Genomic DNA, 19,725 nt, shown 5'->3' on the forward strand with positions numbered 1-19,725 from the left:
AGCTAGTGGTGCCTTTTGCTTTACTAGTCATAAGATTTTCGATTGCACGTGATGAATGAAGTTGCAGCCCTAGCCTATGAGTTTTAATAAATTTTGTCTCTTAACTGAACAATATCACCATTAAAACTTACCAGAGCTACTTTAAAAAGGTAATGATCCCATTAGTGAATCCCAAACTTCAAATCCTTGTTTCGCACACACACCCGATTATTCAAAAAAATATGAATTATTACGACCCATTATTTCTCCCATAGCTCAATCAGTCTACCTTCTGGATCCTTTATCCAAATAAATTTACCAAAATCACTAACCTCTTTTTCCTTTACAAGAGGTACACCAATTTGATCAAGATGATGTATTGTCTCGTCTATATTATTAACTTGGAAATTTAACATCACTTGCTGTTCTTTTGGGAAGTAACTGTCATTTTCAGCAAAGAAAGAAAAGATAGTTTCATTTTCTGAATCGGGTTTAATAATAGTCCCATTCCAATTTTCTATTTCAATCTTCAAGACTTCACTGTACCATTTTTTTACGGCATTCAGATTTTTAGTCCTCCAAAATATTCCCCCAAAACCTTTTATCATCATAATAAACTCGTTCCCTTCTTTATCATTATTCAATTTTTGATTAAATTAGAAACTTAACAAAAAAGCGGTTAATCCTTCCAGCGTAAAACAACCCCTCCTCATTTAACTTCCTATTTAGATCCTGCTTAATAGGTTAAGTGTAAACCTTTACAATCCCATTTTCATTAAATTATCGAATTATGGTTAAAAAAAACTATTAAAACATCGTAAAAGTTAGTTCCTTCCTCCATACCATATGGTAATATATAGAAAAAACCAGGTGGATCATACTGAAACTCATCCAGTCGTTTTTTTCTGATGTTTTTTTCAATCTTAACCATTATTTTGTGGTGATGAAGGAACCAGTAACTTGCAAAACTTGCGGAAGTGCTTCATTTACGAAAGGACTAGTGAAAAATAGTCATGCAAAAGTCTATCCAGTAGACAAAACATTTAGTTTGGGTTCTTCCCTTATTTATACTTTTTGCAAGTATTGTGGGGAAGTATCATCAATAAAAGTTGAAAATCCTAGCAAATTTTAGTGAGTGAATATTCAGTTATATAAAAAATGAGTACCCTATTCTCGGAAAATTCGGCACTCATTTTAAGCTACATTTTTAATTTTTATGATTGGAAGCGATACCCGTTACAATAGGGTCGCTTCATTTCTTTTTAAACAGAAAAATCCTCATTTCATTTTAGTTAGGATGCACGTTGACGTAAATTTGGTTGAACACTCAGCTTGTTTTCTTTTTTCCGGAACCTTACAAACAGATTATTTGCCACAAGTGAAAGAATGATAAAGGCAGTGCCTAAAATATCAAACATTGTCACATGGTAGCCTTGAAAAACCGAAACTAAAAGGGTCGTAACAGGAACAAAGTTAATGAATAACAAGGCATTGATTGGTGATAAAACACTGACACCAATATTCCAGCCAAGTAGTGCAATCAATCCTGGAAAAAGGATCATAAACAGCAAATGCGGAGCTGTTGCCGAAATCTCTTCTTCTGTTGGAACCGATACATATCCAATAAGGGTCGCTATAACTACAACCACACCCGCTGTTATCGTTCCAAGTAAACAACTTAATGTTGAATACCGCAAAACTGACCAACTGCTAAACTTACTTCCCCCCATTGTGTAAATAACCCATCCAACAACTGCAAGGAATATAAGAATAGAAGGAATCAAATTGTCCGTTGCACTTAAAAATGATTGAATATCCCCTTTTGTAATTACGAATACCGCGCCAATTAATGCCACGATTACACATGCCAGAGTAAATGAATGAGGACGTTTTTTATATAACATCCAGACGATCACAATCGAAATCATCGGCATGAGCGATTCATTTATGGATGCAACCATTACCCCTGGTTCCCCCAATAAATCCTCTCCCCAAAAAATAAACAGATTATAGACCGTAAAGGCCATTGTCCCAAAAAACCATAATTGCAGACCTTTTCCTTCAAATCGAAAAGCCTGTTTTCCTTCTTTCCATAAAAGCATCGCTACCAAAAGAATGGTAACTGCTCCATACCGTATAATTGTAAAATAAAAAGGATCAATATGCTTAAAGGCTGCATGTGCTACTGGAAACATGGCACCCCAAGAAACCGCAGCAACAAAGCATAAAACAGCTCCCCATAACACATTATTTCTCACTTTCCCTCATGCCTCCCTTATATGATTAGCAACCTTGATTATCTCTCCTATTTGATATCTTGTAAAATGAATAATAATGATTAACTACTATCATTTTTCGTGATATCATAGAACTATAGAATAATAGCGATCGGAGGCTAGAAAATGGAATTTAAAGACCTAGAGATTTTCCAACTAGTTGCAGAAAAAGGGACCATTACAGAAGCGGCAAAAGACTTGAAATACGTGCAATCGAATATTACATCCCGAATTCGAAAACTAGAGGCTGAACTGAACACTCCGTTATTTAATCGCCATCGACGCGGGATGAGCTTAACACCCGAAGGGAAAAAACTCTTAACCTATAGTAAAAAGATAATTGCATTGACAGAAGAAATGAAAAGATCCGTTCAAACCAATGAGGAACCATCAGGAAAATTAGAAATCGGGACAGTGGAAACCGTTATTCATTTACCTAAAATCCTTTCAAGCTATGTAAAAAAATATAAGGATGTCGATTTGTCTGTATTTACGGGGGTAACTAGTACACTTGTGAAGGAAGTATTACATCATAAGCTAGATGGTGCGTTTATTACGGAATCGGATTTGCATCCCGAGCTTGTATCCCATGAAGTGTTTCAAGAAGAACTCGTCCTCATTTCAGATAATCGAGTGTCCAGTCTAGATGAGTTAGTCGAAGAACCAATCTTATGCTTTAGTAAAGGCTGTGGATACCGGGCACGTCTAGCCGAATGGTATCGGGACAAAGACATAACACCTAAAAAAATAATGGAATTCGGCACATTAGAAACCATCTTACGCAGCACGGCCATGGGACTAGGCATTGCATTCGTTCCGAAATCAGAAGTGAAACAATTAGAAAAAGAAGGACTTATCCAATTCCACAAACTTCCAGACCGATATAGTAAAATAAAAACGGTATTTATCAGAAGAGCCGATAGGTACTTAACACCCACCATCGAAAAATTTATCGAAACAATCGAATCTAGTAAACAGGAGAATCTTTACTCCGAATAAAAGAAAAAGCCCTCACAAACATTGGTTTACCAACATTTGTGAGGACTCTTTGTTTATACAACTCATTTAAAATCAAAATACTCAGCCATTCATTTTCCCATAATAAGCAAGAACCTATTTCTTTTGTTGTCGGTATAAATCTAGCGTTTTATAGCCTTGTGATAAGATATCAATCATTTGTTCCTGACGCTTTTCACGTGTCTTTTGTTGTTTTGCAGAAAAAATATAACGAGCCCAATCTTTTTGGTAACCTGGTGTTAACTTTTGATAAAATACCAGTTCACTTGGATGGTCAGCTAATATTTTTTCGATATCTCCTACATTGTTTTCATAGTCTCCAACACTCTGGCTTGCAGCTGATGACTTTTTTGATCTCTTCTTCTCACGTTTTAAGCCGACAACTGTAAACACATCATCCATACTCACCATACGCGAAAATTTCAAATCACTCCCCTGTACATAACCATCTTCGCCAACATTCAACGTTGGAAATATTTCATCCCGATGTACAAAAGTAGGATATCTCTTATTCCCTTTCTTTGGATAAGCAAAAAATAAGTATCCTTTTTCAAGCAAGTGATTTTCCTGAATGATATGCTGAGTATGCTGGACCATATCTTCAATCGTTTCAACAAAAATAAAAATAGCATCATGTTCCCCTGTTAATGACGTCTTAAAATCAGCAAATACGTCATAATCGCTCGGCTGATTGATAACAACCATGTTTTTATACTTTGTTAAGTTTAATTTATCAATAATCGTCATGAGATACTCCTTTATATATAACTGTAAAAATGATTCAACCACATATTAACGGGATTCTATGAATTTGATTCTACTTTTACTATATCTTCTATAGTTTAACCGTCAACTCGAAAATTCCAAAAAACCGTCGAATTCACCATATGAAAAAGCACCTGCAATATGTTGAACTTCAACATCTGCAGGTGCTCAAGTGGTGTGCGGTTAAAATAATAACTACTCGTTACACCCACCACATATTCCCTGGTAGTTCTTCAAGTAAGACTGATTTTAAATTACGGACAGCACGGGTAAATCCTTCTTCAATGGACATGATTGGGTCCTCATGCTCAATACTTACGACATAGTCGTATCCATAGGTTCGTAGAGCACTCATCATATCTGACCATTCTTGTAAACTATGACCACAGCCTACAGAACGGAATGTCCAGGCTCTCGTTTGAACCTCGCCATATGGCTGCATGTCTGTTAGTCCATACATGTTGACGTTATCTTGATCAATATATGTATCCTTCGCATGGAAATGGTGAAGCGCATTTGCCTTACCTAAGATCTTGATCGCCGCTATTGGATCAATTCCTTGCCACCATAAATGACTTGGGTCGAGGTTTGCACCAATGGCATCACATGTTTCCTCACGCAATTTTAGAAGTGTATAAGGAGTGTGAACCAGAAATCCTCCATGAAGCTCTAGCCCGATCTTTACGTTATGATCTTTTGCAAACTGGCCCCATTCCTTCCAATAGGGGATTAATTTTTCTTCCCATTGCCATTTTAAAATATCACCATACTCATTTGGCCATGGAACAACCGGCCAGTTTGGAAATTTCGCACCTTCATGGTCTCCTGCCGTTCCTGAAAAACAATTCACAATAGGAACACCTAGTAAACTAGCAAGCTTGATCGTTTTTACTAAAGCCTGGTGAGACTCCTCGGCAAACTTTTTATCAGGCGAAATCGGATTTCCATGACAGCTAAACGCACTTATTTGGAGTCCACGCGATGTCACTTTTTCCATATATTCTTGTCGTTTTTCTTCACTCTCTAATAAAGCATCAAGATCACAATGGGCATTTCCTGGATATCCACCAGTCCCAATTTCAACTGCGTGTAATCCAGAAGCTGCTACATAATCGAGCATGTCTTCAAAGCTTTTTTCTGCAAATAAAACAGTAAATACACCTAGTTTCATTCTTTGTTCCCTCCCGCTACATTTTAATGCTGTTTCCTGTTTCACTACTCTTATATATGGCATCAATGATTTTGGAGACTTGTAAAGCTTGCTCTGGTTTCACGATTAGTTCATCGATTCCTAAACAACTATCCACAAAGTTTTTCGCTTGTGGAATATCTGGAGAGTCTTCACCTGGTACCCATTCCGCAACTGTATTTAAGAGCATACCATGTTTCGCTTGATTCAATTGAAGTGGGAATAACTCAATCCCACCCTTTACCCCTGAAATACTAACTCCTTCCTCATCCTTCGGAATATTGGCTGACCATGACGTTTCAAAAAGCATCGAAGCCCCGTTTTGAAATTTTATATAGGCCGTTACATGATCATCCACATCAAAGGATTCCGAATCGAAGTTTCCCCATTGATTGACTTGGTTCGGCATCTTACTTAGGCGGTTATAGGCTGTTCCGAGTACCTCTATAGGCTCTGGATTTCCTAATAACCATAAGGATAGGTCTAAGAAATGACAGCCCCAATCGATAAGGGTTCCTCCACCTTGCAGGTCTTTTTTAGTAAACACGCCCCACCCCGGCACCTTACGTCTTCTTAATGCTTTTACCCTAGCAACGATGGGTTCTCCAATTTCATCTTCTAAAACTAACTTTTTTGCAGCCTGTGAGTCTTTTAAAAAACGATAATGATAGGCAATCGCCAATACTTTTCCTGCTCTATCGGCAGCCTCAATCATTGCCTGACATTCTTCTGTTGACATCGCCATTGGCTTTTCGCATAACACATGAACGCCCGCATCAAGTGCTGCGATTGATATCTCTGCATGAAATTTATTCGGCGTACATACAACAACAGCGTCCACTTCAGCAAACATATCTTGATAGTTCTTATGGACTTTTGAGATCTGGAATTTCTCTGCAACAGTCTTTGCGATTTCTTCATTCACATCACAAATGGCTTCAATTGTGACTTGCTCGGCTAATTGCTGGAATGCAGGTATATGTCGTGCTTGTGCAATTCCACCAGCTCCTATTATTCCAATCCGCAGTTTGCTCACGTTTTACACCTCAATTGATCGTGATAATCTTGTTCGTCTCTTTTGATTCAAGTGCTGCTAATATGACCTGTAGTGATTTCATTCCTTCTTCCCCTGGTACAGGTGGCATCGTATCGGAAATGATTGATTGTACAAAATGGGAAATAACGTGAGAAGTTGTTTGCCCACCATCTTCATTTGTTTGAATACCGCCTAATTCACATTTCACAACCTCACCATTTTTATATTGAATAATAAGATTATGAACAGGATCATCCTCTAAGCGTAAAATCGCATTTTCTCCATAAATAATCGTTGAATTATCCTCCTTTGACACATAGGACCAGCTCGCAGCCAATGTTCCGATAATGCCAGATTCTGTTCGTAAAATACAAACGGCTGTATCATCTACATCCGCGTTTTCCTTGGCACTTGTTTCAATGAATGCCCCCACCTCGACAAACTCTTCCCCTAACAAATACCGGAGCAGGTCTGTTTTATGGACCCCAAGATCACCCATTGCTCCAATAAAAGCCTCGTTCTTCTTAAAAAACCAGCTTTCCTTTCCGTCCACACTCCATCCTTCCGGACCACCATGTCCAAATGCGGTACGGAAACTATAAATTTTTCCTAGTTCACCTGCTTCAATCAGCTTTCTGGCCCTTTGATGGGAAGCGACAAAACGCTGATTATGCCCTATCATCAGCTTCTTGTTTGATTTCTTCGCCGCTTCAATCATATTCATCGCTTCTTCACTTGACGTAGCCATTGGCTTCTCACAAAGTACATGCTTTCCTGCTTCTAATGCTGCAATCGAGATCGGTGCATGCAAATAGTTCGGTGTACAAACACTTACTGCTTCCACTTCAGGATTTGCAAGAAGTTCTTCATAGTTTGTATAGGCTCTTACACCATACTCACTTGCAACCTTGTTGACACGTTCCTCGACAATATCACACACTGCCACAATCTCTACCTCTTCGTTCATCGCATATTCAGGCAGGTGACGGTGCTGGGCAATACTCCCACAGCCAATCACAGCAATTTTTACCTTACTCATCCTTCATTCCTCCCCTATGTAACTAATTTTTTGCTTTAATATCTTCAAGCGGTTTAGCATTCCCATAAATAGGCTTTGGCAGCTTTGTAGGCGTTGCCCATTTGACGGCATTGCGAATCACTCGTTGAATGTCCTTATGATAGTAAGTTGGGTATGTTTCATGACCTGGTCGGAAGTAAAAAATTTTCCCTTTCCCTCTTTGATATGTACAGCCGCTTCTAAATACCTCTCCACCTTCAAACCAACTCACCATTAACAGCTGGTCAGGTGCTGGAATATCAAAATGCTCCCCATACATTTCTTCTTTTTCAAGCTCGATATATTCACCAAGTCCTTCTACAATCGGATGACTTGGATCGACAATCCAAATTCGTTCTTTTTCATCCGCTTCTCGCCATTTTAAATCACAGGAGGTTCCCATTAAGACTTTAAAGATTTTCGAGAAGTGACCTGAGTGAAGAACAATAAGACCCATCCCATCTAGTACTCTCTGCTTCACCTTCTCAACAATCTCATCACTTACCTCATGATGGGCAAGATGGCCCCACCATACTAAAACATCTGTCTGGGCAAGAACATCATCTGTTAAGCCATGCTCTGGCTCATCCAGGGTGGCTGTTCGAACCTGGAATGGCTCTTCCTTTAAAAAGCCAACAATCGCCCCATGAATACCTTCTGGGTAAACCTCCCGTACAATCGGATCCTTCTGCTCATGACGATTTTCATTCCAAACTGTTACTTGTAGCATGATATGTCCTCCAGTCTACTCATTTTACCTTCACGTTCCTATTTCGATATTCATTCGGTCTTACCCCAATTAACTTCTTAAACAGTTTGCTAAAGTATTTCTCATTCTGATAGCCCACCAGATTTGCAACTTCATAGATTTTCAAATGTGGGTTTTCCAATAATTCTTTTGCTTTTTCCATCCGAATCTTCATTACATAATCGGTAATGGTATCGTCAAACTCTTGCTTGAATTTCCTTGAAATATATTCCCGACTAAAAAAGAAACGGTCCGCTATTTCTTGTAGATTGATTTCATTCTGATAATTTTGTCTTACGAATTCTTCAATCAAATGGATTCCTGTTTTCTCATTTTGATAGTTTTGAGTCGGAATTAATGTTTTTTGTTGAAGAGCTTCCTCCTTCCATTCGACAATCGCTTTTTCTAATGTTTCATTAAGCACGTCCGGCTCAATAGGCTTTAATAAATAATCAAAGCTTTTATAAAAAATAGCATTCCTCATGTACTCAAAGTCATCGTAACCGCTTACGACAATGGTTTTACTCAAAATTCCGGATGCATGTATCCACTTCAAAAGACTGATTCCATCCCTTTTTGGCATTCTCATATCTGTAAAAATAATCGCGGGCTGATGTTCCGTAATAAGGTGCATTGCCTCTTCCCCATCTTTTGCCTCAAGAATCGTATCGATTCCGAATCTTTTCCAGTCGGCTAGTAAAAGAAGTCCGTCACGCACATGCTTTTCATCATCAATAATGATTGCTTTCATAATCAGCACCTTTCACATCAATCGGAAGTCTCATCGTCACTAAAAGACCGCCTTCCTCATTATTTTGAAGTTGTAAAGTAGCTTGGTCATGATAATAAAGTTTCAATCTGGCATATACATTCTTGAGTCCAATATTGGTTCCCTCACCCATACTTGTTCCACTATGAAAATACGAATCAATTTCTCGAAGCCTTTGTTCAGATACACCCGTTCCATTGTCATTTACGGCAATAAATAATTCATTTTGTTCGATTGAACATGTTAGCGTAAGCATACCAACTTCAGTCCGATCATCAAATCCATGCTTGAAATAGTTCTCAATGATCGGCTGCAGAATCATTTTTGGAACCTTCACATCTTGTGCATTTTCATCAACATCAATGTTGAATTCGAATTGTTCTCCAAATCTTTCTTTCTGTAAAAGCAGAAACGCTTTTATATAATTTATTTCTTTAATCAGTGGAATTATGTCTTCTTCCATATTCATTCCGTATCTCATAATCTTCGAAAGCTGAGTAATCAACGAATAAATTTGTGGGACATTGTTTTTTAACGCAAGTGTACCTATCGATTGAAGTGCATTGTACAAAAAATGTGGATTTATTTGCGATTGAAGTACACGCAATTGATTGGTTTTGTTTTCTATTTCAAGCTTGTATTCCTTATTAATAAGATGATTGATTTTTTCTATCATTTGTTTAAAGCGATTCCCTAAAACCCCAATTTCATCCTCACCCAATGGTTGAAAATTCACATCCATGTTTCCTTCCTCCACCTGACGGATATTATGGAGAAGGATTCGAATGGGAGACGTTATTTTAAATGAGACAAAAAGGGTTGCAAGCACAACTAAGATTAATCCAATCACCCCAAACAAGATGTTGATAATCGCAACGTTATTCACACTTTCATAGAGAGTTGTATATGGAATTCTTTTGACTAATACCCAGTCCCCAGCAATCTCTGGAAGCTTATTATAGACCATGACACCATGAAAGGAATCATCACTCCATTCCATCGTCCCCTGCTCATCATTAGTATGAACGATTGTGTTGATCCACGCTTTGTGATCCGCCTTTTCCCCTTGTGTAGATTGATAGATAAAATCTCCATCAGCTGAAACGATATAAAATTCCTCATTTTCTTTGTTATAAAGATTTTCACTTAATTCAATGATTTTATCTGGTGTAATTTCCAATGTGATGAAGGCAAGAACGTTATTAGATGGTGAATTAATAAAAGAACGGTGAATCGATAATACGGTCTTTGGCCGTTTAACATTTACAATATCGTCCAAATCATTTTGGATATGAATCGGTTCAATATACATATTCCCTATGCTATTTTTTGCCTTTTCGAAGGCTTCTTCGTTACCATTCTCTACTTTATTTGCAAATACGACTGCTGACTGCTTTGAAATGGAGATGATTCGGTCATCATTTTCAAACGTAATATAGACCCGTTCAATATTTTCTTCCGCGTATAAAATCGTTTGCAGAACATCCTTCACAGTATCCAAGATCTGATAATGTTTTTCCTTATGTGGTGACCTTAAAAAACTCACAATATCTGGATTATTATAGAGTGAAAGCGATAATCCATTTAGCTCTCGGATATAGCTCGAAAGATTTTCCTTCCCTTGATATAAGAGACTCTTATTCTCTTGAACGACTTGATCCTTCAACGATTCTTTAATATGAAAATATGTAATCGCAATAGACGTTCCAAACGGCACGATTGTAGTGAGTAGTAATAAAACAATTAGCCTATTTCGAATACTCTTTTTGAACAAAGGGCTCTCCCTCCTAAATATATACATTCTTAGTATAAAATAGAAAGCATATCAAGTATAGACATGCTTTCTATCAAGAAGGGAGTTATCACTGAATGACTGCTTTAGAATTTGATTACTTCAGGTTATCCCATGTCTCTTGGAAACGAGTTAGTAATTCATCGTAATCAATTTTTCCTGCTGCATATTCTTGGATGGCTGCTGCTTTCTCCATGTTTGCCCCATCTGGCCATCTGAACCAAGTCCAAGGAATGGTTTTGTCATCCTTGGAATATTCCAGGATTGAGAGGCCAAGATCACCTAATCCTGTCGGTTCGATGTTATCAAATGCAGGGATAAACGCGAATTCTTCTGTAATATATCGTTTACCAGTTTCGGATGACACCATCCAATTTAAGAAATCTTTAGCTTCTTGCAGATGCTTTGAATTTTTATTTAATACCCAGTTGTTCGGAACCCCTACTGGTAGACGATTTGCTGTCGCTTCATCATCCGTCATTGCAATCGGAAGGAAGCCCATATTGATGTCAGAATTAATTTCATAAATCATGTTTTCTGTCCAGTTTCCTTGTTGAAGCATAGCCGTTTCACCAGAAGCAAATAAGGTAACCTGAGTATTATAATCGGTTGTTAGTGGATTATCATTTGCATATTTTAACTCTAAATCTAATACATTCTTAAAATCTTTAAAATGCTGATTACCCACAATTTTTTCTGTTCCAGCATAAAGTCCTTCGATAAATTTCACCGGATCATCCTGTTGTGCAAACGGAATATTAAGTAAATGCTGCCCAATGACCCACCATTCTCCATAACCAGCTGAGAAAGGTGTAATTCCTGCTGCTTCAAGTTTTTCTGCGGCTTCTTGTAGCTCTGAGAATGTTTTTGGAGCTTCTTTAATGCCGGCTTTTTCAAATAAATCCTTGTTATATACAAATCCATACCCTTCTAAGTTAACAGGCATCCCATATAGCTTACCATCTGTATCTGTCATTGGAACTTTACCTATTGGCAACACATGGTCTACCCATGGCTCACCTGAAAGATCGGCTAAGCGTTCTTTCCAAAGCTCTAATTCCTTAAATCCACCATTGTTAAAAATATCTGGCTCGTCACCTGAAGCAAATTTCGCTTTTAATGCTGCGCCGTAATCTGCTCCACCACCAACTGTTTCAAGTTTAATCTTGATGTTTGGATGTTCTTCCTCATACTCATCAATCATCGCTTGAAGCTGATCGGCAATCTCAACCTTGAACTGCATCAAGTTTAGCGTAACGGTTTCCCCATCGGATCCTCCTTTGCCCTTATCAGTACCTTCACTAGATGTTTTCTCCTTATCCGAACAAGCGCCAAGGATAGTTAAAAACAAAACCATTGTGAACAAAAGCAATTTGCGTTTCATTACCTTGTTTCCCCCTTTATCATTTGCATTTTTATATTATACAAAAACGTATAACCACTTTTTAATAGCTGTTTTCGCTAACTCAATTATTTTGAACATTGATTTCCGCTGTAGGCGGACGCTTCCTCAGGCGTGGCTTGAGCCTCCTCAGGCCTACACGATGTAGGTCACGAAGCCGTTGCCACAGGACGTGGCACTTTTAGGCTTCGTTCTACTTGTCGCTCCCTGCGGGGTCTCAAGGCTCACGCTTATCCCGTAGGACTTTGAATTTCTTCCTTGAAATAACCCACGCACGAAGAAAATGCGAATGCATTTTCGAGGAGTGACGCCTTCCGCTTCAATCACATTGTTTATACGATATTTTAAAGCAACAACACTTTAGAAATAAGCCTATTTAATTGATCCTGAAGCAATTCCTTTGATAATATGTCTTTGTAAAAACAGGAAGAAGATGATGATGGGTGTGATCCCAAGAACGAGCGCTGCTAATCCCATATCCCATTGTTTTGTATACTGAGCAAAGAATGAGCTTGTCGCTAAAGGAATCGTCCGTAGCTCTGCATCTGTTAAAACAAGCAAAGGCAATAAGTAGTCATTCCAAATCCATAAGCTGTTTAAAATAATGACCGTCACGGTAATGGGTTTTAATAACGGAAATACAATTCTCCAAAACACACCAAACTGCGAACAGCCATCAATTCGTGCAGATTCCTCAATTTCAATTGGCACCGTCTTCACAAATCCATGAAAAAGGAATAAGGACAATGGAACACCAAACCCAAAATACATGATCACCAAACCTGGAATGCTATTGACGATTCCCAACATCCCACCAAGCTTCATCAACGGGATCATAACCGACTGGAAAGGAATCACCATTGCGGCTACAAAAAAGATAAACAAGAAATTACTTAGCTTTCCACCCGTTCTGACCAACTTCCATGCGGCCATCGAACTAATCACGACAATTCCAATATTACTAGTTACCGTAATAATCAATGAATTCCAAAACGCTCGTGGAAAATGAATGATGTCCCATACCTTCACAAAATTCGTAAATAGAAATTCCTTAGGCCAGGCAGCCGCATCTATTAAAATCTCAGAAAAAGCTTTCATCGAATTAATGAAGACAAAGTAAAATGGGATGAGAAAAATGAGCCCTAGCACAATTCCAACGATCTCAAGAAGAAAGGTTTTCTTAGTGTACCTTTGGTTCATTATGCCTCAACCTCCTTTTTCTTCGTCATCACGACTTGAATAGTCGTAAAGACCGCTACAATCACAAAGAACAAGACCGCTTTAGCAGTACCTAGACCGAAGTTGTTATACTGAAAGGCTTCCCGATATATATTAATGGCGACAGATTCTGTTGAGTTAAACGGTCCCCCGTTCGTCAACGAGATATTAATATCGAAAATCTTAAAGGCCATCGAGATTGTCAAAAAGAAACAAATTGTAAACGCAGGCAGAATTAACGGCATCATAATCTTTGTTAAGACATTCCAACTCGAAGCCCCATCAATTCTAGCAGCCTCTACTAAGGATTGATCCACTCCCTGCAAAGCAGCGATATAAATCACCATCATATACCCTGCCGTTTGCCAAGCGAATACAATCACAATTCCCCAAAAGGCAGTAGCCTCATCACCTAACCATGCGAGCTTAAAAATACCAATATCAGTATATTTTCCTACCGATGCGAACCCCTTCACAAAGATGAACTGCCAGATAAACCCGAGCAAGAGTCCACCAATGACATTCGGCATAAAAAAGACGGTTCGTAGAATATTTCTTGTCTTTAAGGCCCCATTTAGCAATAACGCCAATCCGAATCCTAACAAATTACTGATGATAACAGCTGCAAACATAAACCTTGTTGTAAACCAGAAGGAATTGAAAAACTTCGAATCGTTGGTAAAAATCTTTTTATAGTTCTCAAATCCAACCCATTCCACCGCTGCGCTAATTCCATTCCAGGATGTAAATGAATAATAGATCCCCATCAAAAACGGGATAATTTGAATCACCACAAAAAACAGTAATGCAGGTCCAACAAAAGCAGCATAGGTTAACACGTTTTTCCATTTGATTTTTCGTTTTGGCTTGAGTTCTGGTTTTCGGCTCAGTTGACCTTCATTTACTGCTGTCTTCGCCTCCATTTACACCACCCCCTCACTTTTTTTGAAACCGTTTTCTTTTATTATAGCTGGTCGAAAATCAGAATACAGGAAACAATATTGACGGATAGGGGGTACTGAATTGACCTTGTTATGTCTTTTGGACTATTTTCTTTTCCGTGAAAGTGAATCATTTGTGAGTCAAAACGAAAGAAGACCTGGGAAATTCCCAGGTCTCCTGTAAAAGTAATTCTAATCTTCTTCTATAAAAATCTCAGTCCCCTCCTCGTTCATGTCGACTTTCATTCCACTGTTTTCCTCATCGTTTGTGTCAGCCTGTTCCGTTGGCTCATTACTCTTCTGTTCCTCGTTCTTTCCTTTTTTAAAATCATTCATGGTCGATAAAAAATCCTCCGCTAATTCTGACGGGATGATTCCCGTTCCATATGTAGCTCCAACATTTAAGCTCCCACTTAAATCCCTTACGCCAAGGTGAGCGATATTATTATTCAGTTCATATTTATCAATTAGCATTCGTTCAACCTTTATATCCTGATAAACAATGGGGAGATCGTTTGATTTGGTTTGACTACCCAATGCTTTCTTGATTTCATGAAATTCCTTAAGGATCTGTTTATTTTCAGATTCACATTGTTGGATTCTTTCCTTTAGGCTAGCCATGTCATGGGCAAGGATATATAACTGTTCCTTTAGTTTGTCCATTTCGTGAAACCACTGGGCCCTCACTCTTTTTTCCACAGTGGCAATGATTTTCGCTTCAAAGTCATCAGGTATGCTCTGAACCTGCTTTTCCTTCTTCTCCTTTAATGCAGAGTCTTCTAACGCATTCATGGTGGAAATGGCAAGAAAGTTGCTTTCCAATTTCAAGAATCGCTTCATTGTCACTTCAAGCGTGTTGATTCTTTTAAACTCCACTTCAAGCTTTGCAATCCTCTTTTCTAAAGCGTCTCGATCATTTTCATTATGAGAATTTCGTTTAAAAGGCAACTTTATCATCACCACCCTCTACCATTTTTTCAACAAACAATAATCGTCTATTCGATTATGACGAACTCCTCTGGCTCTATTTTTTTGTGATAGGTAATTACGAGAAGTCCATGATTAAATCTGGCTCGTATCGGATTGCCATCTGTTGGTTCTGGAAGCTCAATCGTGCGCTCGAATTCGCCATATACCCGCTCGTTTTTCAAGGCTGTTTCTGGTTTAAATGGCAATCTTGAAATTCCTTTTATGGTTAGTTTTGACCCAATGACTTTTAACTGAATGTCTCGTTTATCAATGCCAGGGATTTCGATTAAGATGACAATTTGAGAGTCTAGCATGAAGATATCTATTGGGGGATATTCCATTGATTCTGCCGAACGACTTGTTTGATGTTCATTTTGTTCTGCCTTCATGTCCTGCATAAATTTCCTTGCCGATTCCTTATCAAATACCTGATTCCAAAAATCACCCGCTTGATATTTCTGGGCAACCTCCATCCACTGCTTGAGCTTTTCAAAATCCACGATGCTTCCCTCCCCTCGTAATCCAATTGACATGCTAAATAGGCATTGCCTGCTACTACTAATCATATTGTTCGATTAGCGTTTCATTCCTGTGAATTCGTTACAGCAACCCTGTATTGCCGATAATCTAAGGAACAAGACGCCCATCCGTTCATTCAACGGGAGGGACGTCTATTTGTGTATATTGCATATCGGTTGCCTTAGGTAGTTTGATTTGAAGATATTCATCTTTATAGGTGGTAATTGCTCCTTTTTTCTTGACGATCTCAGGCAGGGCAAACACATGATAACTTTCTTCATTCGGGTACCCCTCAATGATGATTTGGTTGGATGTATGGAAAATTTTAAAATTCGATAATTTTGACGGATCCTTTAATCTAAACTTCACATACACGTGATCAAGAGAATCAAATATCGAAGGGGTTAGTTCACTCTGTTCTTTTTGTTCGGGTACAGACATTTCTCTGTCATCACTAACCTGATTCTCATGAATGGCACGATGTAATTCAGAAGCATTTTTTTGAAAATATTCCATGGAAGTTGACATTGATTTCGAGATTGACTCTTGAACAAATTTCTCTATACCTGAAGATTGTCCTGACTGCTTCATCAACTGCTGCATGATATCCTTAAATGGAAAGAGAGATTGAAAAGGGAACATCTGAAAACCTCCTTATACTCAAGCTAAAATTGATTCGAAACAGGGAAAGATGGATTGAAGATTTGATCTTGATCTGTCACATCGGTATCTAAATAACCTTCCGCAATCAAAGATGAATTGGGTGAGATATCACCTAAAGAAAAACTTAAACCTACATTTTTTGAATTGGCCGTGTGGCTATTATGAACCGTTCCGCCAATATCAAAGTTCGCATTTTGACTCATATTGTTGGTCTTTATATTAAAAATATTTATCATAAAAGGCATCTTATTTATTCCTTTCTCTCTGACATTTTTCTGTATCAATATCGACTTGATCTATTCAGGCAATCAATCCTGAGTTGCATTTACAACCGCAGGGTTTCCGATATCGCCTTGATCGTTTAAATCTGGATCAATAAACACATTCTCCATTCCTGCTGTAGTTGGTGAAAGATCGCCATAGGATGAATTTTCCCCTTGGGACTTAGAATTTGCTGTATGTGCATTATGAAAGGATTCACCAATATTCACAGAACCGTTATTCGAGATGCTATTTACTTTCATGCTATAAATATTGATATGAGTTGGCATATTGATTACCTCCCCCTTCATGTACTTTTATCTTATGCAATAGGCATGCAGGCTGTTATCCTAATTTTGAAGTTGTTACTTTTGATGAAAAAAAATAAGCACATTTCCATAACATAGAAATGTGCTTACATGACATATTTTTTATGAAGCTTCAGCTTCTCTTAAGGTTTCAACTTCAGCAGGTGGGTTAAATTTTCCTTCCCATTTTGCCACAACAAGGGCTGCTAATGAATTTCCTACCACGTTAACCGCAGTACGTCCCATATCTAGAATACGGTCAATACCCGCAATAAATGCTAAACCTTCAGCGGGTAAACCAATTGTACTAAATGTGGCTAATAGCACCACAAAGGAAACACCTGGTACCCCCGCCATCCCTTTAGATGTTACCATTAACACCAACATGAGTGTAATTTGATGACCAATGCTTAAGTCAATTCCGTACATTTGAGCAATAAATAAAGAAGCTATCGCTTGGTATAACACAGATCCATCGAGATTAAAGGAATAACCTGTTGGAATAACAAAAGTCGCAATATGTTTTGGACTACCTGCTTTTTCCATCTTGTCCATTATTTTTGGAAGGACAGTTTCCGAGCTTGCTGTTGAAAAGGCTAAAATTAACTCTTCCTTGATCAACTTCAGTAATTTAAAAATACTGAACCCAACGAACTTGGCAAGTAAGCCTAAAACAACAATCACAAAGAAAATCATCGTTCCATATACAGTAAGGGCAAGCTTACCTAATGGAATAAGGGATGAAAAACCGTATTTCGAAATTGTTACACCGATTAATGCAAATACACCGATTGGGGCATACTTCATAAATAAGTTCGTCACATAAAACATGGCATTTGCCATACCTTCAAAGAAACGTAATACTGGTTTTCCTTTTTCACCAATCGCAGCAATCCCTAGTCCAAAAACGACTGCAAAGAAGATAATCGCGAGCATATCGCCTTCAACCATTGCTTGAATTGGATTAGTCGGAACAATGTGAAGTAGCGTATCGGTAATCGATTTTCCTTCTTGTTCCTCTGAAGTGTGGACATAACCAGAAATGTCACTTTGCTCTAACTTGTCCATATTTAGACCAGCACCGGGCTGAAAAATATTGGCAGCAATCAGGCCGACCGCAATCGCGACTAATGTCATACCAATAAAATAAGTAAGTGATTTAGCACCTAACTTCCCAACCGATTTTAAATCACCGACACCTGCAATCGCAACGATGATACTCGAAAGGACAATTGGCACTACAATCATTTTAATTAAACGGATAAAAAGATCACCGAACGGCTGTAACACACTCTGTGCTGTTGGACTTCCATAGAAAATCCCACCGACGATAATCCCTAATACAAGACCGATAAAAATTTGAGTGGCTAAACTTAATTTAAACTTTTTCATAAATTACCTCACCTTCTTGATGTTTTTTTAATCTGTACTGCTTAGGCAAGGGAAACAAATGAATACGATAATTTACCTAAATAACGGCTATTGCCGACTTATGATGCTATCGTTCTCGTTCCCACTAAATTGCTTACGAGGTTAGCTTTCAGGTTAGGACTATCGGAAACACTGAGCCCCTTCTTTATAAGAATTCACCTATAACGGAAATATCCGTGTAAATCATTGGGTCCCCCGCTCTTAAAAATAAGATTAAGCACATATGAACTAATAGAATTTTATCATTAAAATACTATATTAGTAAACTATTGATTATTTCCAGTAAGGTGTGGATTCCACCTTTCATTAGACTTTACACCATTTTTTCAGTTTCATCATGTAAGTAATCACATTATTCTTAAATAATTAATTTTACAAAACTAAAAAGGGAGCAGTCTCTATAAAAGATAAAGACTACTCCCCATCGGCGGGACGCTTCTTATTTAATATTTCCTATCAAACTGGTCCTATATGCTTCATTTTAGATGTGAAGTTATAAATGTTTCTACCTTTTGGTTTAATGTCTTATCCTCAACAAATGCAGGTGGAAGATTCGCTGTTTTGTAACCAAGGATTTTTTGGTTTACCGTTTCTTTGATTGCCAGGAAGAGTGGATCGCTAAGTTCATAAATGGACATAAGGGAATTTATCTTTTGATGATGAGTAAGCGCTTCTTGTAATTTCCCAGATTGAAAACAATTATATAGGTTAACAGAATGTTCTGGGGCAAACACGGAGGTACCGTTAACCGACCCTGCTGCTCCTATTTGTAGTGCTGGGAGGACTAAATCATCGAAAGCTGCGAATACAGCAAAATCCTCTCTCTTCTTTTTAGTCTCAAAAATAAGCTTTCTAATATGCCCAAGGCTATCAATCGTGTCTTTCATACCAACAATATTCTCACAGCTTTCAGCAAGTCTAGCAATGAGCTGTGGTGACAGACTCTGGCCTGTTAACATCGGAATATTATAAATCAAGACAGATATATTAACACTTTTAGACACAGTAGTAAAATAGTCAAAAAGTTGATCCTCTGTAAATTTCCAATAGTACGGATTTACGACAAGCACCCCATCGGCCCCGCATTCCTGGGCATGACGTGACAAGTCAATTGTATCCGCTAAAGAAGAAGACCCTGTACCAATAAGAACAGGTACCCTGTTATTCACATACGGAATCATTTCAGCAATGAATCGTTTACGCATATCCATGGATAGAGAAGAAAACTCTCCAGTACTTCCCATATATAAGATCCCGTTTACCCCTTTATTAATGAGAAAATCTGTTAACTGTTTGTTGGCTTCCCAGTTAAAGTCTCCATCCTCATTAAATAACGTGACAACCGGAGAGATTATCCCATGAAACTTACCTGATTCTCGTTCCAC

The 19,725-nt window shown here is 38.2% G+C and carries 20 protein-coding genes and 1 riboswitch; of the genes, 1 reads left to right on the forward strand and 19 read right to left on the reverse strand.

The features are described from left to right. Positions 1-239: 239 nt before the first annotated feature. Both RGU12_RS07600 and RGU12_RS07605 read right to left on the reverse strand, forming a co-directional pair. Entirely contained in the window at positions 240-587 is a 348-nt protein-coding gene (locus RGU12_RS07600; RefSeq protein ID WP_309535533.1) for a VOC family protein, read from the reverse strand. A gap of 684 nt (positions 588-1,271) precedes the next feature. Next, the gene (locus RGU12_RS07605; RefSeq protein WP_309535534.1) at positions 1,272-2,237 is read right to left on the reverse strand and encodes a DMT family transporter; all 966 of its coding nucleotides are present in this window, start codon (positions 2,235-2,237) and stop codon (positions 1,272-1,274) included. Between the two features lie 144 nt (positions 2,238-2,381). Here RGU12_RS07605 and RGU12_RS07610 point away from each other — a divergent pair, with 144 nt between their 5' ends. Further along, entirely contained in the window at positions 2,382-3,254 is an 873-nt protein-coding gene (locus tag RGU12_RS07610; protein WP_309535535.1) for a LysR family transcriptional regulator, read from the forward strand. A 114-nt stretch (positions 3,255-3,368) separates the two neighbouring features. Here RGU12_RS07610 and RGU12_RS07615 read toward each other — a convergent pair whose 3' ends face one another. From RGU12_RS07615 to RGU12_RS07695, 17 genes are all read right to left on the reverse strand, one after another. Continuing rightward, on the reverse strand, positions 3,369-4,019 hold the full coding sequence (locus RGU12_RS07615; protein WP_309535536.1) for a YdeI/OmpD-associated family protein: 651 nt from the start codon (positions 4,017-4,019) through the stop codon (positions 3,369-3,371). A 220-nt stretch (positions 4,020-4,239) separates the two neighbouring features. After that, positions 4,240-5,208 (reverse strand): sugar phosphate isomerase/epimerase family protein, encoded by a 969-nt coding sequence (locus RGU12_RS07620; RefSeq protein WP_309535537.1) that lies wholly within the window; start codon positions 5,206-5,208, stop codon positions 4,240-4,242. A 16-nt stretch (positions 5,209-5,224) separates the two neighbouring features. Next, positions 5,225-6,262, reverse strand: coding sequence for a Gfo/Idh/MocA family protein (locus RGU12_RS07625; RefSeq protein WP_309535538.1), 1,038 nt, complete (start codon positions 6,260-6,262; stop codon positions 5,225-5,227). Positions 6,263-6,272: 10 nt separating this feature from the next. Further along, a complete protein-coding gene (locus RGU12_RS07630; protein ID WP_309535539.1) occupies positions 6,273-7,301 on the reverse strand; it encodes a Gfo/Idh/MocA family protein in 1,029 nt (342 codons plus the stop codon). 22 nt (positions 7,302-7,323) lie between these two features. Continuing rightward, positions 7,324-8,049 (reverse strand): ThuA domain-containing protein, encoded by a 726-nt coding sequence (locus RGU12_RS07635; protein WP_309535540.1) that lies wholly within the window; start codon positions 8,047-8,049, stop codon positions 7,324-7,326. A 19-nt stretch (positions 8,050-8,068) separates the two neighbouring features. Then, a complete protein-coding gene (locus RGU12_RS07640; RefSeq protein ID WP_309535541.1) occupies positions 8,069-8,818 on the reverse strand; it encodes a response regulator transcription factor in 750 nt (249 codons plus the stop codon). Beyond that, the gene (locus RGU12_RS07645; RefSeq protein ID WP_309535542.1) at positions 8,799-10,610 is read right to left on the reverse strand and encodes a sensor histidine kinase; all 1,812 of its coding nucleotides are present in this window, start codon (positions 10,608-10,610) and stop codon (positions 8,799-8,801) included. Before RGU12_RS07645 ends, RGU12_RS07640 begins: the two co-directional genes overlap by 20 nt. 115 nt (positions 10,611-10,725) lie before the next feature. Next, entirely contained in the window at positions 10,726-12,012 is a 1,287-nt protein-coding gene (locus tag RGU12_RS07650; RefSeq protein ID WP_309535543.1) for an ABC transporter substrate-binding protein, read from the reverse strand. Positions 12,013-12,402: 390 nt separating this feature from the next. After that, the gene (locus tag RGU12_RS07655; RefSeq protein ID WP_309535544.1) at positions 12,403-13,230 is read right to left on the reverse strand and encodes a carbohydrate ABC transporter permease; all 828 of its coding nucleotides are present in this window, start codon (positions 13,228-13,230) and stop codon (positions 12,403-12,405) included. Further along, the gene (locus tag RGU12_RS07660) at positions 13,230-14,171 is read right to left on the reverse strand and encodes a carbohydrate ABC transporter permease (RefSeq protein WP_309535545.1); all 942 of its coding nucleotides are present in this window, start codon (positions 14,169-14,171) and stop codon (positions 13,230-13,232) included. Before RGU12_RS07660 ends, RGU12_RS07655 begins: the two co-directional genes overlap by 1 nt. A gap of 210 nt (positions 14,172-14,381) precedes the next feature. Continuing rightward, positions 14,382-15,146, reverse strand: a complete 765-nt coding sequence (locus tag RGU12_RS07665; protein ID WP_309535546.1) for a hypothetical protein — start codon at positions 15,144-15,146, stop codon at positions 14,382-14,384. 38 nt (positions 15,147-15,184) lie between these two features. After that, positions 15,185-15,658, reverse strand: a complete 474-nt coding sequence (locus RGU12_RS07670) for an Hsp20/alpha crystallin family protein (protein ID WP_309535547.1) — start codon at positions 15,656-15,658, stop codon at positions 15,185-15,187. 151 nt (positions 15,659-15,809) lie between these two features. Next, complete coding sequence (locus RGU12_RS07675) at positions 15,810-16,319, reverse strand: Hsp20/alpha crystallin family protein (RefSeq protein ID WP_309535548.1); 510 nt, start codon at positions 16,317-16,319, stop codon at positions 15,810-15,812. Between the two features lie 23 nt (positions 16,320-16,342). After that, positions 16,343-16,585: a spore germination protein gene (locus tag RGU12_RS07680; RefSeq protein ID WP_309535549.1), complete on the reverse strand. Its 243-nt coding sequence runs from the start codon at positions 16,583-16,585 to the stop codon at positions 16,343-16,345. Between the two features lie 63 nt (positions 16,586-16,648). Further along, entirely contained in the window at positions 16,649-16,891 is a 243-nt protein-coding gene (locus RGU12_RS07685; protein WP_309535550.1) for a spore germination protein, read from the reverse strand. A gap of 141 nt (positions 16,892-17,032) precedes the next feature. Then, positions 17,033-18,301, reverse strand: a complete 1,269-nt coding sequence (locus RGU12_RS07690) for a cation:dicarboxylate symporter family transporter (RefSeq protein WP_309535551.1) — start codon at positions 18,299-18,301, stop codon at positions 17,033-17,035. 115 nt (positions 18,302-18,416) lie between these two features. After that, positions 18,417-18,570: riboswitch (cyclic di-AMP (ydaO/yuaA leader) on the reverse strand. A gap of 246 nt (positions 18,571-18,816) precedes the next feature. Beyond that, a complete protein-coding gene (locus RGU12_RS07695; protein ID WP_309535552.1) occupies positions 18,817-19,725 on the reverse strand; it encodes a dihydrodipicolinate synthase family protein in 909 nt (302 codons plus the stop codon).

It is taken from the genome of Ferdinandcohnia sp. QZ13 (assembly GCF_031324165.1).
Taxonomy (GTDB): Bacteria; Bacillota; Bacilli; order Bacillales; family Bacillaceae_L; genus Ferdinandcohnia.